The organism is Pseudomonas sp. RL_105y_Pfl2_101 (genome assembly GCF_963970585.1).
Taxonomy (GTDB): domain Bacteria; phylum Pseudomonadota; class Gammaproteobacteria; order Pseudomonadales; family Pseudomonadaceae; genus Aquipseudomonas.
Genome location: NZ_CAXAPG010000001.1, coordinates 93,196 through 116,479 on the forward strand (window position 1 = coordinate 93,196; position 23,284 = coordinate 116,479).

The window sequence follows — 23,284 nt, forward strand, 5'->3', positions numbered from 1 at the left end:
GAATACTGTGGGGGCAAGGCTTGCCCGCGATCGGTTGCGCAGCAACCGCAAAACATAACAATCTATTTGCCCTGCGGAGCGCTTTGCAATGAGCCAACCGAAACCCAATTTCTACAACCTGGCCTGGCGCTGGCATTTTTATGCCGGGCTGTTCGTGGCGCCGTTCATGGTGATGCTGGCCCTGACCGGCATCATTTACCTGTTCAAACCGCAACTCGATCCGCTGATGTACGGCAGCCTGTTGAACGTGCCGGCCGGGCATCACACCCTGGCGGCGGACGACCTGCTCAAGCAGGTCCGCCAGGCCTACCCCCAAGGCCAGGTCAAACAGTACCTGCCGCCGGTCAACGCCGAGCGCAGCGCGCAATTCGTGGTGATCGACCAGGGCCGGGAACTGAACGTGTTCATCGACCCGTACCACGGCGATGTCCTCGGCGAGCAGGATGCGAAGAACAACCTGCAAGCCATGGCCCGGGCCATCCACGGCGAATTGCTGATCGGCACCGTCGGTGACCGCTTGGTGGAAATGGCCGCCGGCTGGGGCGTGGTGCTGGTGGTCTCCGGGCTGTACCTGTGGTGGCCGCGCGGGCAATCATCGGCCGGCGTGCTGTGGCCGCGCTGGAGTGCACGCGGTCGGCTGTTCTGGCGCGACCTGCACGTCGTCGTCGGCTTCTGGGGCGCGGCGTTGCTGCTGGTGATGCTGCTTAGCGGCATGACCTGGACCGGCTTCTGGGGCAAGCAATACGCCAATCTCTGGAACCGCTTCCCGGCGGCGATGTGGAATGACGTGCCCAAGTCCGATGTCGAGGCCGGCAGCCTCAACAACGCCCACCGCCAGACCGTGCCATGGGCTGTGGAAAACACGCCGATGCCGACGTCCGGCGACCATGCCGAGCACATGGGCCACGGCGGCATGCACGAAGGGCCCGCCGTCCCGACTGTCAGCCTGCAAGCGGTGCAGGACATCGCCACCGAGCGCCAGGTCACGCCCGGCTACAGCATCACCCTGCCGACCACGGCCAGCGGCGTGTTCACCGTCGCCGTGTTCGCCGATGACCCACGAAACGACGCCACCCTGCACGTGGACCAGTACACCGGCAAGGTCCTGGCCGATGTGCGTTGGGCGCACTACAGCGTCGTCGCCCGCGCCACCGAAACCGGCGTAATGCTGCACGAAGGCAAGATGTTCGGCCCGCTGAACCAGATCATTGTGCTGCTGATCTGCCTGATGATCCTACTCAGCGCCGTCAGTGGCTTGGTGATCTGGTGGAAGCGCCGGCCAGAGGGCAAGTTCGGCGTACCGCCGCTGCGTCACGACCTGCCGACCTGGAAGGCCGGGGTGTTCATCATGCTGGCCCTGGCAGTGGTGTTTCCGTTGGTGGGGGCTTCGCTGCTGGTGATGGGCTTGCTGGATCGCCTCGTCACCCGTTTCAATCGCCAGCCTGAGATTGCCTCATCTTCAAACTGAAGACAGTGCGCTAACGGAAGGCGGTGCGAACCCCCTACAATCGCGCCCGCTTTCCAAACCACGAACACAGTTCAAACTGTGGGAGCGAGCCTGCTCGCTCCCACAGGGGCTGTGTGTCGATCCATTAATTTGAGTAAATGCATGCCCTCCCTAACCCTCTCCCACCTCGCCTGGACGCCCCTGGGCCATGGCCACTGTCATCACCAGTTTCAGCTGCGTGACGTGACGTTGCGGGTGGCAGCCGGAGAGTTTGTCGGGTTGATCGGGCCCAACGGCAGTGGCAAGACCAGCCTGTTGCGTTGCGCCTATCGCTTCAGCCGGCCAGAAAGTGGCGAGGTCAAACTCGAGCATCACAACGTTTGGAAACAGTCCTCGCGCTGGTGCGCCCAACGCATCGCCGTGGTCCTGCAAGAGTTTCCCAACGCCTTCGGCCTGACGGTCGAGGAAGTGGTCGCCATGGGCCGCACGCCCCACAAAGGCCTGTTCGACGGCGACAATCACGAGGACCGTCGGCTGGTGCGCCAGGCACTGGAATCGGCCGGGCTTGCAGGCTTTGGCGACCATGCCTTCGCCACCCTCTCAGGCGGTGAGAAGCAACGGGTGATCCTCGCCCGCGCCCTGGCCCAGCAACCGCAGTTGCTGATCCTCGACGAGCCGACCAACCACCTCGACCCCCACTATCAATTGCAATTGCTGCAACTGATCAAGGGCCTGGGCATCGGCACTCTCGCCAGCCTCCACGACCTGAACCTGGCCGCCGCCTTCTGCGACCGCCTGTACGTGATCGAACACGGGCGCATCGTCGCCAGCGGCACGCCCAAGGACGTCCTCACCGTCGAGCTGTTGCGCGAGGTGTTCGGCATCGAAGCCCTGGTGGATGAACACCCGCTGTCCGGCTACCCACGAATCACCTGGATAACCCAACCATGACCTTGCGTTCCCTGCTGTTGCTGCCCCTGCTGCTGGGCAGTGCCCACGCCTTGGCCGAAGCCACCCACTACCCGTTGACGATCCAAAGCTGCAATCGCCAAGTGGTGTTCAACGAGGCGCCTCGGCACGCTGTCAGCCACGACATCAACATGACCCAGATGATGCTCGCCTTGGGCCTCAAACCGCACATGGTCGGCTACAGCGGCATCAGCGGCTGGAAGTCGGTGACGCCCGAGATGGCGAAGATCCTCGATGGCCTGCCGGAACTGGCCGCCAAATACCCCTCGGTGGAAACCCTGCTCAATGCCAACGTCGATTTCTTCTTCGCCGGCTGGGACTACGGCATGCGGGTGGGCGGCGACCTGACCCCGCAGACCCTGCAACCGCTGGGCATCAATGTCTACGAACTGACCGAATCCTGCGCGTTCGTGATGAAGCGTCCAGCGGCCTCGCTGGAGGACACCTACAACGACCTGCGCAACCTCGGGAAGATCTTCGACGTGCAGGATCGCGCCAACGCGCTGATTGCCACGATGCAAGCCCAGGTGGCCGAAGTGCGCAAACACCTGCCGCCCGATCAACTCCGTGTGTTTCTGTACGACAGCGGCGAAGACCGCGCCATGACCTCCGGGCGCCTGGGCATGCCCCAGGCCCTGATCGACGCGGCCGGTGGGCGCAACATCCTTGATGACGTGGAAACCAGTTGGACCCGGGTGAACTGGGAGAACGTGGTCGAGCGCAACCCGCAAGTCATCGTGATTGTCGATTACGGCGAAGTCAGCGCCGAGCAGAAGCAACAATTTCTGTTGAACAACCCGGCCCTGCAATCGGTGGAGGCGATCCAGCAACGGCGCTTCATTGTGATTCCCTACGTACAGGCCACGCCGGGCATCGATAACGTGCTGGCGGTGCAAACCCTGGCGCGGGGTTTTCACCGCCAATGAACGGTCGTCGCTACGGCGCCCTGCTGACACTCCTCGGCGCACTGCTGCTGGTGTCGTGCGTGGTGTCCCTGGGCTTCGGGCCGGCGCGGGTGCCGGTGGCCGTGGTCTGGGACATTCTGCTGAACAAGGCCTTCGGGGTGGGCGAGGTCCATTGGACGCCGGGCCAGGAGCATATCGTCTGGCTGATCCGCGTACCGCGGCTGTTGCTCGGTGCCTTGGTCGGCGCGGGGCTGGCGTTGATCGGTGCGGTGCTGCAAGCGGTCACGCGCAACCCGCTGGCCGATCCGCACTTGCTGGGCGTCACGTCCGGCGCGACTCTGGGAGCGGTCATCGTGGTGCTGCATGTCGGCGAGATCGTCGGCCTGCTGACCCTGCCGCTGGCGGCGTTCATCGGTGCGCTGCTGAGCATGCTGCTGGTGCTGACCATCGCTGCCCGCCAGGGTCGTCTGGAAAGTGATCGCCTGTTGCTGTGCGGCGTGGCGGTGTCCTTCGTGATGATGGCGGCCGCCAACCTGTTGTTGTTCCTCGGTGACCATCGCGCCAGTTCAGCGGTGATGTTCTGGATGCTCGGCGGCCTGGGCCTGGCCCGCTGGGAACTGCTGGTGGTGCCAGCGGCCAGTGTGGTGCTGGGGCTGGTGTTGCTGCTCGGCATGGCCCGGCCGCTGAACGCGCTGATGGCCGGCGAACAGACCGCCGTGACCCTGGGCCTGAACGCGGCGAAGGTGCGGTTGTGGATCTTCTTGATCGCCTCGCTGATGACCGGCGTGCTGGTGTCCATCAGCGGCTCGATTGGTTTTGTCGGGCTGATGGTGCCGCACATTGCCCGGCGCCTGGTGGGCGCCGAGCATCGTCGGTTGCTGCCGGCCTGCGTGCTGCTTGGCAGCCTGTTCCTGGTGTGGGTGGACGTCGCGGCGCGGACGTTGATCGCCCCGGAAGACTTGCCGATTGGTGTCGCTACCGCGGCCATTGGCGGGCTGTTCTTCATCGGCCTGATGCGCCGCCGATAGACGCAGAGGCACACCATCCGTGGGAGAGCGCTTGCTCCCGCTGGGTCCTGGAGCTGGCAAAGTCTGCGATCTTCTGATCTTTCGCTTGAGACTCAAGTGTCTGGGGAAAGATCGCAGCCTCGTTGCACTCGACAGCGCCTACGGGCGCAGCCCAGCGGGAGCAAGCTCCCTCGCCACAGGTTGGTATTCACAAGCAACGTATCCCAGCTCTTCGCGCACGCACTAATGTGGCGCTCCTCCTCGCACCAGCCCCCGCATCGCGTTCACTCATGGTGCATTCGCGCCCTCACCCCCCCGCGCCAACCCCGCATTTCAAAGCCTTCCCCCGACCGGGCACACCCCTTGCAAAAGCGCTTTCAGCGTTTGCATCTGCCCTCGAAAAAAACTCAAAAGACCACGGAGATCGCACAATGAAGCGTCGTAGCTTGATCAAGGCTTTTACACTCTCGGCAAGCATTGCCGCGATGGGCATGACCTGGACCGTCCAGGCCGCCGAGACCATCAAGGTCGGCATCCTGCATTCGCTGTCCGGCACCATGGCGATCTCCGAGACGTCCCTCAAGGACATGGCGTTAATGACCATTGATGAGATCAACGCCAAGGGTGGGGTCAACGGCAAGCAGCTTGAAGCAGTGGTCGTGGACCCGGCGTCGAACTGGCCGTTGTTCGCCGAAAAGGGCCGCCAGTTGCTGACCCAGGACAAGGTCGCCGTGGTGTTCGGCTGCTGGACGTCGGTGTCGCGTAAATCCGTGCTGCCGGTGTTCGAAGAGCTCAATGGGCTGCTGTTCTACCCGGTGCAATACGAAGGCGAAGAGATGTCGCCAAACGTCTTCTACACCGGTGCAGCACCGAACCAGCAGGCGATTCCGGCGGTGGAATACCTGATGAGTGAGGAAGGCGGCAGCGCCAAGCGCTATTTCCTGCTGGGCACCGACTACGTCTACCCGCGCACCACCAACAAGATCCTGCGCTCGTTCCTGCACTCCAAAGGTGTGGCAGACAAGGACATCGAAGAGGTCTACACCCCGTTCGGTCACAGCGATTACCAGACCATCGTCGCCAACATCAAGAAGTTCTCGGCTGGTGGCAAGACCGCAGTCATTTCCACGGTCAACGGCGACTCCAACGTACCGTTCTATAAAGAACTGGCGAACCAGGGCCTGAAAGCCACCGACGTACCGGTTGTGGCGTTCTCGGTGGGCGAAGAGGAACTGCGCGGCATCGACACCAAGCCACTGGTAGGCAACCTGGCGGCGTGGAACTACTTCGAATCCTTGGATAACCCGGCAAACAAGACATTCGTCGACGCCTGGAAAGCCTACGCCAAGACCAAGAACTTGCCAGGCGCTGATAAAGCAGTGACCAACGACCCGATGGAAGCCACTTATGTCGGCATCCACATGTGGGCGCAAGCAGTGGAAAAAGCCCAGTCCACCGACGTCGACAAAGTCCGCGAAGCCCTGGCCGGCCAGACCTTCGCCGCACCATCGGGCTACACCCTGACCATGGACAAGACCAACCATCACCTGCACAAGCCAGTGATGATCGGCGAGATCCAGGCCGACGGTCAGTTCAACGTGGTCTGGCAGACCGAAGGCCCGATCCGCGCGCAACCGTGGAGCCCGTTCATCGCCGGCAACGACAAGAAGCCCGACTATGCGGTGAAGAGCAACTGAGCCCATGGGTGTCGGCCCTGGGTCTAGGGGTCAACACCCACCCCTTGTGGGAACGAGCAGGCTCGCTCCCACAAAAGAAAGTTTGCGCAAGGCCAACAATATGCCCACCGCCCTTTACCGCCTCATCCTCGCCCTGGTGCTGCTGTTGCCACTGGAGGCCCACGCCGGCGACGCCGAAGACTTCGTCGCCGCCAACCCGACCCAGCAGGCCAAACTCCTGGAAAGCTGGGCCGCGCAGCCGGAGCCTGAGCGCGTTGAACTGATCAACGCCCTGCAACAGGGCCAGTTGACCGTCGAGGGTCAACCCAAGACCCTGCGCCTGAACAACCGCTTGCGCGGGCTGATCGAAAACACCCTCGCCAGCCATCAACTGCTCGCCGTCGATGCCCGCGTACGCCTGGGTGCGGCGCAGCAACTGCAAAAAAGCGCGCGCCCCGCGCAACTGACCCTTCTCGATCGGCAACTGGCCGGCGAGCAGGACGAAGACGTGCATGCCGCTCTGAGCCTGGCGCTGGCGAACCTGCAACTGGTGGACAGCAACCCGAACGTGCGCCTGGCCGCCGTCCGCCTGCTGGGGGAAACCGGCGATCCACTGGCCCGCACGCGCCTGGAAGGTTTGCTCGAACCCGGCGTCGAAACCGATGCCGCTGTGCGCACCGCGGCTGAAACCAGCCTCAGCCAGGTCAAACGCAAACTCTTGGTGGGCGAGTTGCTGGGCCAAGCCTTCAGCGGCATGTCCCTGGGTTCGATCCTGCTGCTCGCCGCCCTCGGCCTGGCGATCACCTTCGGCCTGCTGGGGGTGATCAACATGGCCCACGGCGAGATGCTCATGCTGGGCGCCTACTCCACTTATGTGGTGCAGCTGCTGTTCCAGCGCTTCGCCCCGAACGCCATCGAGTTCTATCCGCTGATCGCCCTGCCGGTGGCATTTTTCATCACCGCCGCCATCGGCATGGCCCTGGAGCGCACGGTGATTCGTCACCTCTATGGGCGCCCACTGGAAACCCTGCTCGCCACCTGGGGCATCAGCCTGATGTTGATCCAACTGGTGCGCCTGGTATTCGGCGCGCAGAACGTCGAAGTCGCCAATCCGGCCTGGTTGTCGGGCGGGATCCAGGTGTTACCGAACCTGGTGCTGCCGTACAACCGCATCGTGATCATTGCCTTCGCGCTGTTCGTGGTGGTGCTGACCTGGCTGCTGCTGAACAAGACCCGCCTGGGCCTGAACGTGCGCGCCGTCACCCAGAACCGCAACATGGCCGCCTGCTGCGGCGTGCCCACCGGGCGGGTGGACATGCTCGCCTTCGGCCTCGGCTCGGGCATCGCCGGGTTGGGCGGCGTGGCCTTGAGCCAGATTGGCAACGTCGGTCCGGACCTGGGCCAGAGCTACATCATCGACTCGTTCCTGGTGGTGGTGCTCGGCGGCGTCGGCCAGTTGGCCGGTAGCGTGTTCGCCGCGTTCGGCCTGGGTATCGCCAACAAGATCCTAGAACCACAGATCGGCGCCGTGCTCGGCAAGATCCTGATCCTCGCGCTGATCATTCTGTTCATCCAGAAGCGTCCGCAAGGCCTCTTCGCGCTCAAAGGACGGGTAATCGACTGATGAACCAGCCCCTGATGCTCACGGCCACGCAAAAGGCCGGCCCCAAAGTCACCCTCGTCGTCGGCACGGTGATCCTGGCCGTGCTGCTGAGCCTGCCGTTGCTGTCACTGTTGCCGGCGGACAATCCGCTGCATGTCTCGGCCTACACCCTGACCCTGGTGGGCAAAATTCTCTGCTACGCCATCGTCGCCCTGGCACTGGACCTGGTCTGGGGCTACGCCGGCTTGCTCTCCCTGGGCCACGGCCTGTTCTTCGCCCTGGGCGGCTACGCCATGGGCATGTACCTGATGCGCCAGACTGCCGGCGATGGCTTGCCGGCGTTCATGACCTTCTTGTCGTGGACCGAGTTGCCCTGGTACTGGGCCGGCACCGACCGCTTCCTCTGGGCGATGTGCCTGGTGGTGCTGGCGCCGGGCTTGCTGGCGCTGGTATTCGGTTTCTTCGCCTTCCGCTCGCGGATCAAGGGCGTGTATTTCTCGATCATGACCCAGGCCCTGACCTTCGCCGGAATGCTCCTGTTTTTCCGCAACGAAACCGGCTTTGGCGGCAACAACGGCTTTACCAATTTCCGCTCGATCCTGGGCTTTGGCATCACCGAGCCGGGCACCCGGGCGGTGCTGTTTTTCGCCACTGTGGTGTTGCTGGTGGCGAGCCTGTTCATCGGCTGGCGTCTGGCCCGCAGCAAGTTTGGCCGGGTGCTGACGGCCCTGCGTGACGCGGAAAACCGCCTGATGTTCTGCGGCTACGATCCCCGAGGTTTCAAGCTGTTCGTCTGGGTGTTGAGTGCGGTGCTGTGTGGCCTGGCCGGGGCGTTGTACGTGCCGCAGGTGGGCATCATCAACCCCAGCGAAATGTCGCCGACCAACTCCATCGAGGCCGCTGTGTGGGTCGCCCTCGGTGGACGCGGCACGCTGATCGGGCCGCTGCTGGGCGCCGGCGTGGTCAATGGCATGAAGAGCTGGTTCACCGTGGCGTTTCCTGAATATTGGCTGTTCTTCCTCGGAGCACTGTTCATCGTTGTGACGCTGTATCTACCGAAAGGTGTGATCGGCTTGCTAAAAAAGAGAGGCGGACAATGAGAATCACCCCGACGGCCGACTTCATGCTCGAACCCATCCTTGAACCCAACAAAGACCAGGGCAGCAGTCGCGACGCCATCGGCCTCGGCCAAGCCGCCGGCGTGGGCCTGAATACCCGCCACGGCACCATCCTGACCCTGGAAGACATCAGCGTCAGTTTCGACGGCTTCAAGGCTTTGAACGCTTTGAACCTGTACATCGGCGTCGGCGAATTGCGCTGCATCATCGGCCCCAACGGCGCCGGCAAGACCACCCTGATGGACGTGATCACCGGCAAGACCCGGCCCAGCCACGGCAAGGCCTGGTTCGGCGAAACCCTGGATCTGACCAGCATGAGCGAAGTGGCGATCGCCCAGGCCGGCATCGGCCGCAAGTTCCAGAAGCCCACGGTGTTCGAAGCGTTGAGCGTGTTCGAGAACTTGGAGCTGGCGCTCAAGACCGACAAGTCGGTGTGGGCCAGCCTGCGGGCAAAACTCACTGGACAGCAACACGACCGTATCAACGAAGTGCTCGAGACCATCCGCCTCACCCCCTCGGTCAACCGCGCTGCGGGGCTGCTGTCCCACGGGCAAAAGCAGTTCCTGGAGATTGGCATGCTGCTGGTACAAGACCCGCAATTGCTGCTGCTCGACGAGCCGGTGGCGGGCATGACCGACGCCGAGACCGACTTCACCGCCGAGCTGTTCAAGTCCTTGGCGGGCAAGCATTCGCTGATGGTGGTGGAACACGACATGGGCTTTGTCGGCGCGATTGCCGACCACGTCACCGTGCTGCACCAGGGCAGCGTGCTGGCAGAAGGGTCGCTGGAACAGGTGCAGGAAAATGAGCGGGTGATCGAGGTGTATCTCGGTCGCTGAGGCGATAGAAGTTGGCTTTTATGTGGGAGCGAGCCTGCTCGCGATGACGGCGGCACATTCGACAACAATGCAAGCTGACCCACCGCTATCGCGAGCAGGCTCGCTCCCACAGGGGTTCTAGGAGATTTGGAGATGCTGCAAGTCGACAAGCTGCACCAGTACTACGGCGGTAGCCACATCCTGCGGGGCCTGTCGTTCGACGCCAAGGTCGGCGAGGTGACGTGCCTGTTGGGGCGCAACGGCGTGGGCAAGACCACCCTGCTCAAATGCCTGATGGGGCTGTTGCCGGCCAAGGAAGGTGCGGTGAATTGGGAAGGCAAGCCCATCACCGCGTTCAAGCCACACCAACGGGTGCATGCCGGCATTGCCTACGTGCCCCAGGGCCGGGAGATTTTCGGAAGGCTGACCGTGGAAGAAAACCTGCTGATGGGCCTGTCGCGGTTTCCCGGCTCCGAAGCCAAGGAGGTGCCGGCGTTTATCTACGAATTGTTCCCGGTGCTGCTGCAAATGAAACAGCGGCATGGCGGTGACCTGTCTGGCGGCCAGCAACAGCAGCTCGCCATTGGCCGGGCGCTGGCCAGCCGTCCACGCCTGCTGATTCTCGACGAGCCCACCGAAGGCATCCAGCCCTCGGTGATCAAGGAGATCGGCGTGGTGATCAAGAAACTGGCGGCCCGGGGCGACATGGCGATTTTGCTGGTAGAGCAATTCTACGACTTCGCCGCCGAGCTGGCCGATCAGTACCTGGTGATGTCCCGGGGCGAGATCGTGCAGCAGGGCCGTGGAGAAAATATGGAAACCGAGGGTGTGCGCGGGCTGGTTACGATCTAGTCTTTAGCGTCCTGACGATAATCAGAAATCATGAATCTACCTGTCTCTTCATTGGCACCTTCGGCCCTGTTCAGCCCCAGCTGGCATGCCGAGCTGGAATTGGGTTACGCCCGATTCGGCGATTGCACGCGCCCGGTACAGCGCCGCCATAAAGGCCCGCTGCGGGTGCAGAAGCACTTGTACGCCGAAGGGCCCGAAGTGTGCCAGCACATCATCGTCCACCCGCCCGGCGGGATTGCCGGCGGTGACCGACTGGACATCTCGGCCCACGTCGGCCCTGGCGCCTGGGCGCAGTTGACCAGCCCCGGCGCGGCCAAGTGGTATCGCGCCGCCGGCCCGGCGTACCAGCAGTTGAGCCTGAGCGTGGCCCCGGGCGCGACCCTGGAATGGCTGCCCCAGGAAACCATCGTCTTCAGCGCGGCCCGGGCCGAACTCAGCACTTGCATCGACCTGCAAGGCGACGGGCGCCTGTTCTACTGGGACATGGTTGCCCTCGGCCGACCGGCCAGCGGCGAGCGGTTCGACCTGGGGCACTTTCAGTCACGGTTGGACATTCGCCGCGACGGCCAGTTGCTGTGGCATGAACGCCAGCGCATTGTGGGCGGTGATGGGTTGCTCGACTCGCCCATCGGGCTGGGCGGTGACCCGGTGTTTGCCACGTTGCTGGTGACCGGCGAGATCGACAGCGAACTGCTGGAACGTTGCCGATCCCTGGGCCATGCCGTGCGCGGCGACCTGACCCAATTGCCCGGCCTGGTCGTGGCCCGCTGCCTGGCGAGCGAGGCGTTGCTGGCGCGGGGGTGGTTGATTGAATTGTGGCGACTACTACGCCCGGCAATGCTGGGGCGAGAGGCCGTACCACCGAGAATCTGGAGTACCTGAATCTGCTTTTCTGTGGGAGCGAGCCTGCTCGCGATAGCAATGGAACATTCACCCTACATGTTGACTGACACACCGCTATCGCAAGCAGGCTCGCTCCCACAGGGGCTGTATTCAAGGATCTGTAATTTTTATCTGCCCTTATGGATTGCACATGGACCTGACTCCACGCGAAAAAGACAAGCTGCTGATCTTCACCGCCGGCCTCGTCGCCGAACGACGGTTGGCCCGTGGCCTGAAGCTCAACTACCCGGAGGCCATGGCCTATATTTCCGCGGCCCTGCTCGAAGGCGCCCGTGACGGCCAGACCGTCGCCGAGCTGATGCACTACGGCACCACGCTGCTGAGCCGCGAGCAGGTGATGGAAGGTATCCCGGAAATGATCCCCGAGATTCAGGTCGAGGCGACGTTTCCCGACGGTACCAAACTGGTCACCGTCCACCAGCCCATCGCCTGAGGCCGTGCCATGACTCCCCACGTTCGTGACGGCCAACACCCGGACCTGCCAGCGATCCGCGACATCTACAACGACGCCGCCCTCAATACCACGGCGATCTGGAACGAACAGGCGGTGGACCTGGGCAATCGCCAAGCCTGGCTCAGCGCCCGGCAATCCCAGGGTTACCCGGTACTGGTGATCGTCGATGCCGATGAAAACGTGCTCGGCTATGCCTCGTTCGGCGACTGGCGCCCCTTCGATGGTTACCGGCACACCGTGGAGCATTCGGTCTACGTGCGCAGCGACCAGCGCGGCAATGGTCTCGGCCCGCTGTTGATGAATGCACTGATCGAGCGGGCCGGGGCCTGCGGCAAACACGTCATGGTCGCCGCCATCGAAAGCGGCAACACGGCGTCGATCCGCCTGCACGAGCGGGCCGGTTTCGTCACCACCGGGCAGATGCCCCAGGTGGGTACCAAGTTCGGCCGCTGGCTGGACCTGACTTTCATGCAGTTGATCCTCAATCCCGGGGCGCTACCGCCTGCCGTCAACAAGGAGTGAAAAGCCAATGAACGCTGCCCAGTTGCGTCGAGTCCACGCTGAAAGCTTTGCGCATTATCGCCAGGGCCTGATCGATCTGTTGCTCGACGCCGTCGGGTACGGCGCCAGCGTGGGGTTCATGGCCGATCTCGATGCCGTCCAGGCACGTGCCTATTTCGACGAGGTCCAGGCCAGCCTCAACCAGGGCCACCTGCTGCTGTGGGTAGTGGTCAAGGACGAACAGGTGCAAGCCAGCGTCCAGCTAGGCCTGTGCCAGAAACCCAACGGCCTCAACCGGGCCGAAGTGCAGAAGCTGCTGGTCCGCGGCGAGGCCCGCCGCCGGGGCCTGGGCCAACAATTGATGAGCGCCCTGGAACTCGGCGCCCATCAGCACAAGCGCGGCCTGCTGTACCTCGACACCGAGGCCGGCTCCGAGGCCGAAGCGTTCTACCGCGCCATGGGCTACATCCGCGTCGGCGAACTGCCGGACTACTGCCAGAGCCCGGACGGGACCTACACACCGACCGCCATTTACTACAAGACTTTGGGGCAACCGCAATGATTCCAGGGCAATACCAGGTCCAGCCTGGCGACATCGAACTCAACGTAGGCCGCCGCACGCTCACGCTGAACGTTGCCAACAGCGGCGACCGGCCGATCCAGGTCGGCTCGCACTATCACTTTTTCGAGACCAACGACGCCCTGACCTTCGACCGCGCCGCCAGCCGTGGCATGCGCCTGAACATCCCGGCCGGCACCGCGGTGCGCTTCGAACCGGGCCAGCGCCGCGAAGTGGAGCTGGTGGACCTGGCCGGGCATCGCCGGGTGTTCGGATTTGCCGGGCGGGTCATGGGCGAATTGGACTAAGCGTCAGCTCGTTCCCACGCTCTGCGTGGGAATGCATCCCGTGACGCTCCGCGTCACACAAGCGGACGCAGAGCGTCCATGGCGGCATTCCCACGCAGAGCGTGGGAACGATCAGGAAAGCACATGAAGATTTCGAGACAAGCCTACGCCGACATGTTCGGCCCCACCGTCGGTGACAAGGTCCGCCTGGCCGACACTGAGTTGTGGATCGAAGTGGAAAAGGACTTCACCACCTACGGCGAAGAAGTGAAGTTCGGCGGCGGCAAGGTGATTCGCGACGGCATGGGCCAGAGTCAACTGCTGGCCGCCGAGGTCGTGGACACCTTGATCACCAACGCGCTGATCATCGACCACTGGGGGATCGTCAAGGCCGATGTCGGCCTCAAGGACGGACGCATCGCGGCCATCGGCAAGGCCGGCAATCCGGATATCCAGCCCGACGTGACCATCGCCATCGGCGCCAGCACCGAAGTGATCGCTGGCGAAGGCATGATCCTCACCGCCGGCGGTATCGACACCCACATCCATTTCATCTGCCCGCAGCAGATCGAAGAAGCGCTGATGAGTGGCGTCACCACCATGATCGGCGGCGGCACGGGGCCGGCCACCGGAACCAACGCCACCACCTGCACCCCCGGTCCCTGGCACCTGGCGCGCATGCTCCAGGCCGCCGATGCGTTCCCCATGAACATCGGTTTCACCGGCAAGGGCAACGCCAGCCTGCCAGAGCCGTTGATCGAGCAGGTCAAGGCCGGCGCCATCGGCCTGAAGTTGCACGAAGACTGGGGCACCACCCCGGCCGCCATTGACAACTGCTTGAGCGTGGCCGACCAGTACGACGTGCAGGTGGCGATCCACACCGACACCCTCAACGAATCGGGTTTCGTGGAAACCACCCTCGCCGCCTTCAAGGGCCGCACCATCCACACCTACCACACCGAAGGTGCCGGTGGCGGTCACGCGCCGGACATCATCAAGGCCTGCGGCTTCGCCAACGTGCTGCCCAGCTCCACCAACCCGACCCGGCCGTTCACCCGCAACACCATCGACGAACACCTGGACATGCTGATGGTCTGCCATCACCTGGACCCGAACATTGCCGAAGACGTGGCCTTCGCCGAAAGCCGTATCCGCCGCGAGACCATCGCCGCCGAAGACATTCTCCACGACCTCGGCGCCTTCTCGATGATCAGCTCCGACAGTCAGGCCATGGGCCGCGTCGGCGAAGTCATCACGCGCACCTGGCAGACCGCCGACAAGATGAAGAAGCAACGCGGCGCCCTGCCCGGCGACGGCGAAGGCAAAGGCAACGACAACTTCCGTATCAAGCGCTACATCGCCAAGTACACCATCAACCCGGCGATCACCCATGGCATCAGCCATGAAGTGGGCTCCATCGAAGTGGGCAAGTGGGCTGATCTGGTGCTGTGGCGCCCGGCGTTCTTCGGCGTCAAGCCGACCTTGATTCTCAAGGGTGGGGCGATTGCCGCCAGCCTGATGGGCGATGCCAACGCCTCGATCCCGACACCGCAACCGGTGCACTACCGACCGATGTTCGCAAGCTTTGGCGGCTCGCGGCATGCCACCAGCCTGACCTTCATCAGCCAGGCCGCCGCCGAGGCGGGGTTACCGGAACAACTTGGGCTGAAGAAAAGAATCGCCGTGGTCAAAGGCTGCCGCGATGTGCAGAAGACCGACCTGATCCACAACGACTACCTGCCGAGCATCGACGTCGATCCGCAGACCTACCAGGTCAAGGCCGACGGTGTGTTGCTATGGTGCGAACCGGCCGAAGTGCTGCCGATGGCGCAGCGTTATTTCCTGTTCTGAGTGGGATCGCTTGCCGAACATGCTGTGGCGAGGGCGCTTGCGCCCTCGCCACAGAGATTCACTGCCCTGAAATGACCGAGCGGGTTCAACCTACAATTCGGTACTTTCCTTCAGCGCGTCCAGTTCCGATTGAGTCAATGACTGAATCAGCTCCGCCTCCTTGATGCCATGCTGCAAGGCCAACGCCTCGGATTGAGAGGCATAGTCGGTCGCCTCCAGGGTGCCGGCGACCTTCGCCTCATCCAGTTCAATCTGCTTGGCGATGAGCGTGTCGGTCAGCGCCTGGAAGGACGCCGGATGTTGTTGCCTCAGGTAGTCGATCCAGAAATCCCGGCTCACCAGCGACTGGAATTGCGCAGGCGTATCGTCCAGCGCCAAGACGAGGGCGGCCGCCGCATCGAGCATCGGACCCGTAACCTGTCCCATCGAGACAAACCGTGCGCCTGAGGGTTGTTTCGGTAGCTCCAGTCGCGCCTTCAGACCCACGCGATAGGCCAGACGAACCTCGACCTCTTCTATCTTCTTTATTTTTTCGACCTTCTTCGCGGCCGTGAGATCGAGACGGGCATTGATAGCATCACGCCGCTGCTGGATATCCTGCTGGGCGATGCGCTCCACCTCATCAAGGCGAAACAACCCCTTCGCCAGGCGAACCAACGTCGCCGCCTCGTCCCCTGCCGCCGCCGTAGCCATGGCGTTGTGAATCATCAACCTGATTTCCAGGTAGCTGAACGACAACGACGCCCGATCCACGCACGCCGGGGCGCCGGCCAGTTCAAACAGTTCACGACGCAACTGCGTGGAATCCCTGGCCGCTTCAAGCATCTGCCAAACACGAGCCTGAAGGTCCGAATAGTTTTCCTGGCCCTCGTAAGAACCGGCCAATCGATTCAACAGGTGAAACAACTCCTTGGACTGCGGTTCATTTGCCAGGCTTTGCCACAAAGCTTTCTTTGCCTCTAGCTCGGTTCCCAGCAAATTGCGTAACCACTGCTGCACGCTTGACGGCCTGCCGGTAGAGGCAGGCCCAAACGCACCGTACCCACGCAAAGCCAGCCATTGCGGATGCGACAGCGAGAGGTTCGTCCAGTAATCGCCCAAGCGCTGCTCGGTCAGCTCGCTCAACGGATTACCCTGCAAGAGCGTCACCCCATTGAGGCGAGCGGTGGCGCGAGCACGCTCTGCCGGCGGATCAATCAGATTGTCCGGGACCTGGGTCAGTTGGTTGTCGCGCAAATCCAGCCGATCCAGAGGCAGCTCACTGAGGCCGCTGGGCCAGACACTAATGCCGGTGCCCTTCAAATACAGGCCCCTCAGATCGGACAAAAAACTGAAATCCGGCAAGCTTCCCAGCGGATTAAACTCCAGATTGAGTACTTTCAGTCGGGTCAAGCTTTGTAGCGTTACGACGCTTTGGGGTGTCAGAAATATCTGATTAGATCCCAGATCGAGCTTGGTCAGGCCCTTCATCGCCTCTAGCGTGGCGGGAAGATGAGTCAGCCTGTTGCGGGTCATATCCAACCAGCGAAGGGAAGAAAAACTGGCGAGGAAACTTTCACTGTCCGCGGTTGTAAGCCCCATATCATTCAACCTCAGTGAGACCACATGGCTGAAATCGGCGGTCAGGTCGGGAAGGCCTCCCACATACTGTTGGCTAATCCTCAACTCATATCCCACCCTGCTGCCGTCCATCGCCGATACCACCGGAGCCTGGCGCCGCCAGCAACGCTTGATGCGCTCAGCCAGCGCTCGCCTGGCTTGCGGGTCCACATCCACGTAACGCTGACGCCCCACCTCACGCCAAGCCGGCGTGTTGGCCCAACGGTCCAGATCCCGATGCAGCATATTCAGCTCGACCTTACGCCGCTTCAGCTCCTTGACGGCTCCCCCGCCCAATGAATCCAGCAAAGCCTCGACTTCTTGCGCGGTATAGTCCGGGTACAGCTCAAGGACCCGGCTTTGCGGTGAACGCCCCACCCCCAACAGTTCGCGCAGCCCCCCCAACGGGTAGCCGAGCTGGCCCGAGGCCAGGCGCATCGGCGATTTGAACCAGGGCTTGATCGGTGGCAGCTTCAAGAGGCTCGCCAGGGAATCCCGGCTCAATGGGGCGGCACCAATGGTCTGTTTCAACAGGTCTGCTTGATGGATCGACGGCAGGCCGATTGCCTGGCGCTCGGCATCCGGAAGGGCACGCAGCAACGCATCGTAGAGGCTCCCCCAGTGGCTCAGGTCGTTGCCCTGGTCGTCGAAAGACTTGTAGGCCCCCTCATCCTTGACCACGTATTTGATCTGCTGCGCGTCCTGCGGCCCGATCGCGTCGATCAATACGCCGGTCACGTCGTCTTCGCGCAACTCGATGCGCACCGCATCACTCCAACCCGACAAGGTTTTCAAGGTCGCCAGCGCCAACCGCGACGTATCGGCGGTGGCCAACGGCTCGTGGTACAACCCCTCGTAGGCTCGGTTCATCCGCACGGCCCGCTGGAAATGACGCAGCTCTTCGGCGATACGCAACGGGATGGGTTTGGTCTGGGCTGCATTGGCGAAATCCCATGCAGCCATGTGTTCTGTTTCAGTCGGGCTGGCATGGGCCAGCATCTGGTCGATTGCCCCGGCGGGGACCGAAGGGAAGCGGGATTTGATCAACGTCGCACGGGGGTCGTTCGAGAAGTCCTCCTTGCCATAATAGTCATTGAACAAACCCGCTTTCTCACGCACCACGATCTCCGCGAGTTTTTTCCTGAGCAGGCGAACTCGGGCCGGCATGTCGGTTTTCGCCATGGCCGGGCGCGCATCCGCCAACAGGTCGCCGCCGGCGGCATCCACCGCCTCGATCAGGTTTTTCAACACCGAAGGCGTCCGCACGTTCGCTTCGGCGAGGCTGCCCCCCTGGGCTGCGGCGTTACCTTCAGGCCCGGGGGCGAATTGCCACAGACGCCTGCCCGAGTGATCGAGCACCTCCAGCTGCAGCCCCTTTGGCCACGGGCCATAACGGGTGAGCAAGTGCAACTGGGCCATCGGCTCGGCGTTGTCGTATTGCAGCGCGTCTTCGCTTTGCAGTTGCCCGGTCAACACCTCGATTTGCCGACAAATGTCGAAGCGCGTGATCGTATCGGCCAGCAACGCCGGCATCGGCGCGCCCTCCACGTGTACACGTCGTAGCACATCGTCAGGGGTGCCGCTGGCGATGCGAATCTGCTCCAGTTCCGCCGCGCTGAAATCCTTGACCCGATGCCCTAGCCGCTTTATCAACTTCGCGCCCTCCCAGCCATAGGGGTGCTCCAGTTCATGGTTCCACGCGCCGCTGCCGTTGTCCGTCAACTCGGGCTGATAGGCATCCGGTCGGGAGGGGTGCCGAATGCGATACCGCTGCGTGGACGGATCCCGCTGCACTTCATAGTGCTGGCCATCCAGCACCAGGACCTGACGGCCGTTGACCCGATGCAAACCTCGAGCGTCCGGCACTGCACCCGCGGGCGGCACAAGATCGCTCCGGTAGGGGGTCAAGTCGGGACGCCACAGCCGCGATTCGCCGTTGTCCAACTGGACCGGTTCCAACTGATCCACGGCGTTGGACCATTGGATATGCGGCAGCACCGCGGCGCCCGTGGCCACGAACGCGGTATTGAGGGCGACGCTGGAAAAATGCGCCCACATTTCTTTGGTCTCCCCCCGTTCGAACGCTTCGATGCCCTCAAAGGCCTCGTTGAACATCTGTACCGCCCCAACCGTCAACATCAGCGGCCCCAGCCCTGGCACGACGAACGCTCCCAGGTTGAGCACATCGATGACCGCATTCAAATAACTTTCCTGGCGCGCCAGACGGGCTTTCTTGTCTTCATCACCGGTGGGCACCGCTACCGCCCGTGCGTCGAGTTGGATCTTCTGGATCTGCCGTCGCCGCAAGGACTCCCACAACGGGGCGGGAATGGGCGAAGTGCCCATGGGCAGCCGCCGCAGGTTCGGCTTGAGCGGGTAGTCGACCTGGTCCTCTGCCTGCTCAGAGGGTTGGTAGAACCGGTTGAACTGCTCGAAAAAAACGCCTTGCTTGCGCAGCGGCACAAAACGGCTGAAAAAGCGCCGATAGGTGATGCCGTGCAGGCGCCGCCGCGTTTCAGCCATGAAGTCGGCGCTGGAAGCAAACTCCTTCAGCGGCTGCTCGGGATCACCGGGAAGGTAGGCCACGAGCCGCTCGACTCGCCGGCTGTTTTCACGCTCCGGTCCGATCAGCACCGGGCCAACCAACTCGATGTCGAAAACGTTCAGCGAAGTGAAGGTCACCGCGCGGTCGTCCAAGGTGATTGCGTCCTGGTCGCCGACCACCTGTTGCAACATTCGATAAGCCGCCCGACTGATATCCCCCTTTGCCCAGGCGAGCTCCATGCTCAGCGCCAAACCTTGCCGGTGATGATCGCGCAGTTGGCGGTCCAACGGGTTGCGTGACACCTCATCTGCCGGCCGTACGATAGCGTTGATGTGTTCTTGATACTGGCGCCCCAGGTCCAACGTGCGACATAGCTTGGCAAAGGCTTGGGGCGCAATCGACAACGCCCCCGCGCGAAAGGCACTGATGGAAGGCTCGACCGCCCCACCATAAAACGGGCGCTGAGTGGTGATAAGCGTGCAATCGGCACAACCTGGCTGGTTTTCTTCGTCAGGTTCGAAGTTGCCCAGCGCGGTCTCCAACAGCGAAGCGCCGTGGTATTCGTACTGATTGAAATGACGCTCTCCGTTATCCAGGACGAGCGCGCCAAAGAAATCACTGCGAACTTGGCGTCCGTACTTGCGGACGAAATAGACTTGGTGGACGTTCAGCTCCTGCTTGAACTCAGCCTCAATCGCCTGCTTAAGCAGCGGCTCGGCAAAGGCACGAACATCCCGGATATCGCCCAAGGTGTTATCGACCTGGTTCAAGGTCTCGCGGTAGCGCGAATGACGGCTCTTGAGGTTGGCCCTGGTTTCGTGGGAGGCCTTTACATACCAGTCTGGCAGTTCCAGCGCATGCTCGCTCAGCGCCTGCTGGCGCTGCACGATGGCCCCGCTGTACCAACCGGGAATACGAGTTTTGAGCAGGTCCAAGTGCAGGCCGCGGGCTTCAGGCCTCACGGGGGGAAGAATGGGTTCTGACATATCGGGTCGTCCTTGATGCTGGAAAACCCGAGCCTAACCAGCGCGCGCTCGAAGAGTGCGGTAACTATTTATCGCTATTTCGACAAGACATAACGGGCACGAGCGCCGCTGTCAGTCCACCCAACGACCCAGCTGCCGGCGCAGCCGCCGGTTCTCGTCCCGCAATTGCTGGACTTCCTCCAGCAGGTCCAGCGCCAGGGCAACGCCTTCCCATTCCAGGTCCAGGTCGTGCCGCAGCTTCGCGGCACGCTTGGCCAGGGTCAGTTCGTAATCGGTGAAACGCCAATCCGTCGGGGCCGCGCCGTGGGGTTCGAGGATGCCATGCTCGACGATTTCGATCACATGGACATCGGCCAATGCGGCGGCTTCACAGAATTCCACCAGGTTCAGTTCAATGATCGGGTTGCTCATGGTCTGCTTCTCCCAATGCTTTTACTGTGTAGGTGCTGACGAGTGAAACGAGGCTGCGATCTTTCCGTTACCCATTGAGTTTAGAGCGAAAGATCAAGATCAAAAGATCGCAGCCTCGTTTCACTCGTCAGCTCCTACACAGCTCCTACCAACAGAAACGGGGCGCTGTCAGAAGTTCTCCCGCGGATCGAACACGGCTTTCTTCGCCAGTTCCGCCCACAACGCCTTGACCGTTTCGTCGCTGACCTTGGGCATCACGGCCTTGAGTTGCACGAACAGGTAACCGCGCTCGCCGGCCTTGTTACGCAGACCGTGGCCCTTGGCGCGCATGCGTTGGCCATTCTGGCTGCCGGCCGGGACTTTGAGGTTGATCTTGCCGGTGAGGGTCGGGACCGCCACTTCAGTGCCCAGCGCCAATTCCCACGGCGCCAGGGGCAAGGTGATGATCAGGTCCTGGCCTTCGACATCGAACTTGGGGTGCGGCGCGAAACGAATGGTCAGGTACAAATCGCCATTGGCGCCGCCGCCGACGCCCGGCGCACCCTGGCCCTTGAGGCGGATGCGTTCGCCGTCGGTCACCCCCAGCGGGATCTTCACGTTCAGGCTTTTGCTGGTGTTGCTCACATGCTGGCCGGCCGCGTTGTACTGCGGCACCTGGAAGCTGACCTTTTTCGACTCGCTCGACAGGGTCTCTTCCAGGAAGATCGGTAATTCCATTTCCACGTCTTGCCCTCGACGGCCGGCGCTGCGACCTGACTGTCCGCCGCCGAAACCCGGCCCGCGATTACCGAAAATCGAACTGAAGAAGTCCGAGAAATCCCCGGTGTCCTGGCCGTCAAAACCACCACGGCTCTGCCAACCCGGCGGGCCCTGGAACGGCTGGCCGTGCTGGCCGTAGCGGCGCAGCTCGTCGTACTCGGCGCGCTTGTCGGCGCTTTTCAGCGCTTCATAGGCTTCGGAGACGTCCTTGAACTGGGTCTCGGCGTCCTTTTCCTTGCTCACATCCGGGTGGTACTTGCGCGCCAGTTTGCGATAGGCGGCCTTGATCGTGGCGTCGTCGGCCGTCGGCTCAACACCCAGGATCTTGTAATAGTCTTTGAAGTCCATTGAAGGATCACCATCCGTTATCGATATAGCGCCGCCATGCACAGCATGCTCGTAATACAAGCCCCGGAGTTTGACCAATCTCAAGGTTTGTGACCGGGCGGCGCTTCAGAAGTTTATCGGCAGCCGGCGGCGGTTCTTGTGCCCGCCCTGTGCTACCAGGCTCATGCCAGCAAGTTTGGGGGTGCGATGCCGTCTTTCAAGGCCAACGATTGCGAATTAGCAGATAACCGGCCTTCGAATCCGCGCCGCACTGACATACACTGCGCGGCCGTTTTTTCAACTGGAACCCGAAAGACATGAAAAACGCATCCCCGGCCCGTGCCTGTGGCATCGACTTTGGCACGTCCAACTCCACTGTCGGCTGGCTGCGCCCCGGCATGGAAACGTTGATCGCGCTGGAGGACGACAAGATCACCCTGCCCTCGGTGGTCTTTTTCAATCTCGAGGAGCGCCGTCCGGTGTATGGCCGACTGGCCCTGCACGAATACCTGGAAGGCTACGAAGGCCGGCTGATGCGCTCGCTCAAGAGTCTGCTGGGCTCCAAGCTGATCAAGCACGACACCAGCGTGTTGGGCACGGCCATGCCGTTCAAGGATCTGCTGGGGCTGTTCATCGGCCAGTTGAAGAAACGTGCCGAAGCCACCGCCGGTCGGGAGTTCGAAGAAGTGGTGCTGGGTCGCCCGGTGTTTTTTGTCGACGACGATGAAATGGCCGACCAGGAAGCGGAAAACACTTTAGTGGACGTCGCCCGCGCCATCGGTTTCAAGGAAGTCTCGTTCCAATATGAGCCCATCGCGGCGGCATTCGACTATGAATCGACCATCGAGAAAGAGGAGCTGGTGCTGATCGTCGACATCGGCGGCGGCACCTCGGACTTCTCCCTGGTGCGCCTGTCGCCCGAGCGCCGCACACACGACAACCGCCACGCCGACATCCTCGCCACCGGTGGCGTGCACATCGGCGGGACCGATTTCGACAAGCAGCTCTCGCTGGCCGGCCTGATGCCGCTGTTTGGCTACGGCAGCCGCATGAAGAGCGGCGCCTACATGCCCACCAGCCACCACATGAACCTGGCGACCTGGCACACCATCAACGCGGTGTACTCGCAAAAAACCACCCTGGCCCTGGGCAGCATGCGCTACGACATCGAAGACACCGGCGGCATCGACCGGCTGTTCAAGCTGATCGAACAGCGCGCCGGGCACTGGCTGGCGATGGAAGTGGAAGAAACCAAGATCCAGCTGACTCAATCCGACCAACGCCACGTGCCGCTGGACCGGATCGAGCCGGGCCTGAGCGTGGACCTGAGCCGGGCCTTGTTCGAGTCGGCCATCGACGGCTTGCTGGAGCGGGTACGCGGCAGCGTCACGCAGTTGCTCAACGATGCCAACGTGCGGGTCGATCAGGTCGACACGGTGTTTTTCACCGGCGGCTCCAGCGGCATTCCGGCGCTGCGCAACAGCGTCTCGGCGATGCTGCCCCAGGCGCGGCATGTGGAAGGCAATATCTTCGGCAGTATCGGCAGCGGGTTGGCGATCGAGGCGATGAAGCGGTACGGCACTCAGGTCTGATCCAGTTCTGCGGCGCGTCCATCGCGAGCAGGCTCGCTCCCACATTGAATCGCATTCCCTCTGAAGGAACTCGGTCAACTGTGGGAGCGAGCCTGCTCGCGATGGCGCCAGAACA

Annotated in this window: 19 protein-coding genes; 16 read left to right on the forward strand and 3 right to left on the reverse strand. The window is 62.5% G+C overall.

The features are described from left to right. The first annotated feature begins 88 nt into the window (after positions 1-88). The 15 genes from AACY31_RS00405 (at position 89) to ureC (ending at position 14,950) form a co-directional block, all read left to right on the forward strand. Complete coding sequence (locus AACY31_RS00405; protein ID WP_339478481.1) at positions 89-1,468, forward strand: PepSY-associated TM helix domain-containing protein; 1,380 nt, start codon at positions 89-91, stop codon at positions 1,466-1,468. A gap of 141 nt (positions 1,469-1,609) precedes the next feature. Next, entirely contained in the window at positions 1,610-2,398 is a 789-nt protein-coding gene (locus AACY31_RS00410) for an ABC transporter ATP-binding protein (protein ID WP_339478479.1), read from the forward strand. Beyond that, complete coding sequence (locus tag AACY31_RS00415) at positions 2,395-3,342, forward strand: ABC transporter substrate-binding protein (RefSeq protein WP_339478477.1); 948 nt, start codon at positions 2,395-2,397, stop codon at positions 3,340-3,342. Before AACY31_RS00410 ends, AACY31_RS00415 begins: the two co-directional genes overlap by 4 nt. After that, entirely contained in the window at positions 3,339-4,349 is a 1,011-nt protein-coding gene (locus AACY31_RS00420) for a FecCD family ABC transporter permease (RefSeq protein WP_339478476.1), read from the forward strand. The genes AACY31_RS00415 and AACY31_RS00420 overlap by 4 nt, the downstream gene beginning before the upstream one ends. A gap of 410 nt (positions 4,350-4,759) precedes the next feature. Further along, the gene (gene urtA / locus AACY31_RS00425; RefSeq protein ID WP_339478474.1) at positions 4,760-6,025 is read left to right on the forward strand and encodes an urea ABC transporter substrate-binding protein; all 1,266 of its coding nucleotides are present in this window, start codon (positions 4,760-4,762) and stop codon (positions 6,023-6,025) included. 100 nt (positions 6,026-6,125) lie between these two features. After that, positions 6,126-7,628, forward strand: coding sequence for an urea ABC transporter permease subunit UrtB (urtB, locus tag AACY31_RS00430; RefSeq protein WP_339478473.1), 1,503 nt, complete (start codon positions 6,126-6,128; stop codon positions 7,626-7,628). Then, positions 7,628-8,707, forward strand: a complete 1,080-nt coding sequence (gene urtC, locus AACY31_RS00435; protein ID WP_339491242.1) for an urea ABC transporter permease subunit UrtC — start codon at positions 7,628-7,630, stop codon at positions 8,705-8,707. The genes urtB and urtC overlap by 1 nt, the downstream gene beginning before the upstream one ends. After that, positions 8,704-9,564 (forward strand): urea ABC transporter ATP-binding protein UrtD, encoded by an 861-nt coding sequence (gene urtD / locus AACY31_RS00440; RefSeq protein ID WP_339478470.1) that lies wholly within the window; start codon positions 8,704-8,706, stop codon positions 9,562-9,564. Before urtC ends, urtD begins: the two co-directional genes overlap by 4 nt. A gap of 132 nt (positions 9,565-9,696) precedes the next feature. Further along, positions 9,697-10,395 carry an urea ABC transporter ATP-binding subunit UrtE gene (urtE, locus tag AACY31_RS00445; RefSeq protein ID WP_339503637.1) on the forward strand — a complete coding sequence of 233 codons (699 nt, stop codon included), beginning with the start codon at positions 9,697-9,699 and terminating at the stop codon, positions 10,393-10,395. Positions 10,396-10,425: 30 nt separating this feature from the next. Further along, positions 10,426-11,277 (forward strand): urease accessory protein UreD, encoded by an 852-nt coding sequence (locus AACY31_RS00450; RefSeq protein WP_339478466.1) that lies wholly within the window; start codon positions 10,426-10,428, stop codon positions 11,275-11,277. A gap of 151 nt (positions 11,278-11,428) precedes the next feature. After that, a complete protein-coding gene (gene ureA / locus AACY31_RS00455) occupies positions 11,429-11,731 on the forward strand; it encodes an urease subunit gamma (protein WP_003197350.1) in 303 nt (100 codons plus the stop codon). A 9-nt stretch (positions 11,732-11,740) separates the two neighbouring features. After that, positions 11,741-12,274 (forward strand): GNAT family N-acetyltransferase, encoded by a 534-nt coding sequence (locus tag AACY31_RS00460; protein WP_339478462.1) that lies wholly within the window; start codon positions 11,741-11,743, stop codon positions 12,272-12,274. Between the two features lie 7 nt (positions 12,275-12,281). Beyond that, positions 12,282-12,815, forward strand: coding sequence for a GNAT family N-acetyltransferase (locus AACY31_RS00465; RefSeq protein ID WP_339478461.1), 534 nt, complete (start codon positions 12,282-12,284; stop codon positions 12,813-12,815). Further along, a complete protein-coding gene (locus AACY31_RS00470) occupies positions 12,812-13,120 on the forward strand; it encodes an urease subunit beta (protein WP_339478460.1) in 309 nt (102 codons plus the stop codon). Before AACY31_RS00465 ends, AACY31_RS00470 begins: the two co-directional genes overlap by 4 nt. A gap of 123 nt (positions 13,121-13,243) precedes the next feature. Beyond that, complete coding sequence (gene ureC, locus AACY31_RS00475) at positions 13,244-14,950, forward strand: urease subunit alpha (protein ID WP_339503639.1); 1,707 nt, start codon at positions 13,244-13,246, stop codon at positions 14,948-14,950. 90 nt (positions 14,951-15,040) lie between these two features. Here ureC and AACY31_RS00480 read toward each other — a convergent pair whose 3' ends face one another. The 3 genes from AACY31_RS00480 to AACY31_RS00490 form a co-directional block, all read right to left on the reverse strand. Continuing rightward, positions 15,041-20,080, reverse strand: coding sequence for an NEL-type E3 ubiquitin ligase domain-containing protein (locus AACY31_RS00480; protein WP_339503642.1), 5,040 nt, complete (start codon positions 20,078-20,080; stop codon positions 15,041-15,043). A gap of 111 nt (positions 20,081-20,191) precedes the next feature. Further along, positions 20,192-20,491 carry a chaperone modulator CbpM gene (locus tag AACY31_RS00485; protein ID WP_339478454.1) on the reverse strand — a complete coding sequence of 100 codons (300 nt, stop codon included), beginning with the start codon at positions 20,489-20,491 and terminating at the stop codon, positions 20,192-20,194. A 168-nt stretch (positions 20,492-20,659) separates the two neighbouring features. Beyond that, positions 20,660-21,598 carry a DnaJ C-terminal domain-containing protein gene (locus AACY31_RS00490; protein WP_339503644.1) on the reverse strand — a complete coding sequence of 313 codons (939 nt, stop codon included), beginning with the start codon at positions 21,596-21,598 and terminating at the stop codon, positions 20,660-20,662. A 296-nt stretch (positions 21,599-21,894) separates the two neighbouring features. Here AACY31_RS00490 and AACY31_RS00495 point away from each other — a divergent pair, with 296 nt between their 5' ends. Further along, positions 21,895-23,169, forward strand: coding sequence for an Hsp70 family protein (locus AACY31_RS00495; protein ID WP_339478451.1), 1,275 nt, complete (start codon positions 21,895-21,897; stop codon positions 23,167-23,169). The last annotated feature ends 115 nt before the right edge of the window (positions 23,170-23,284 follow it).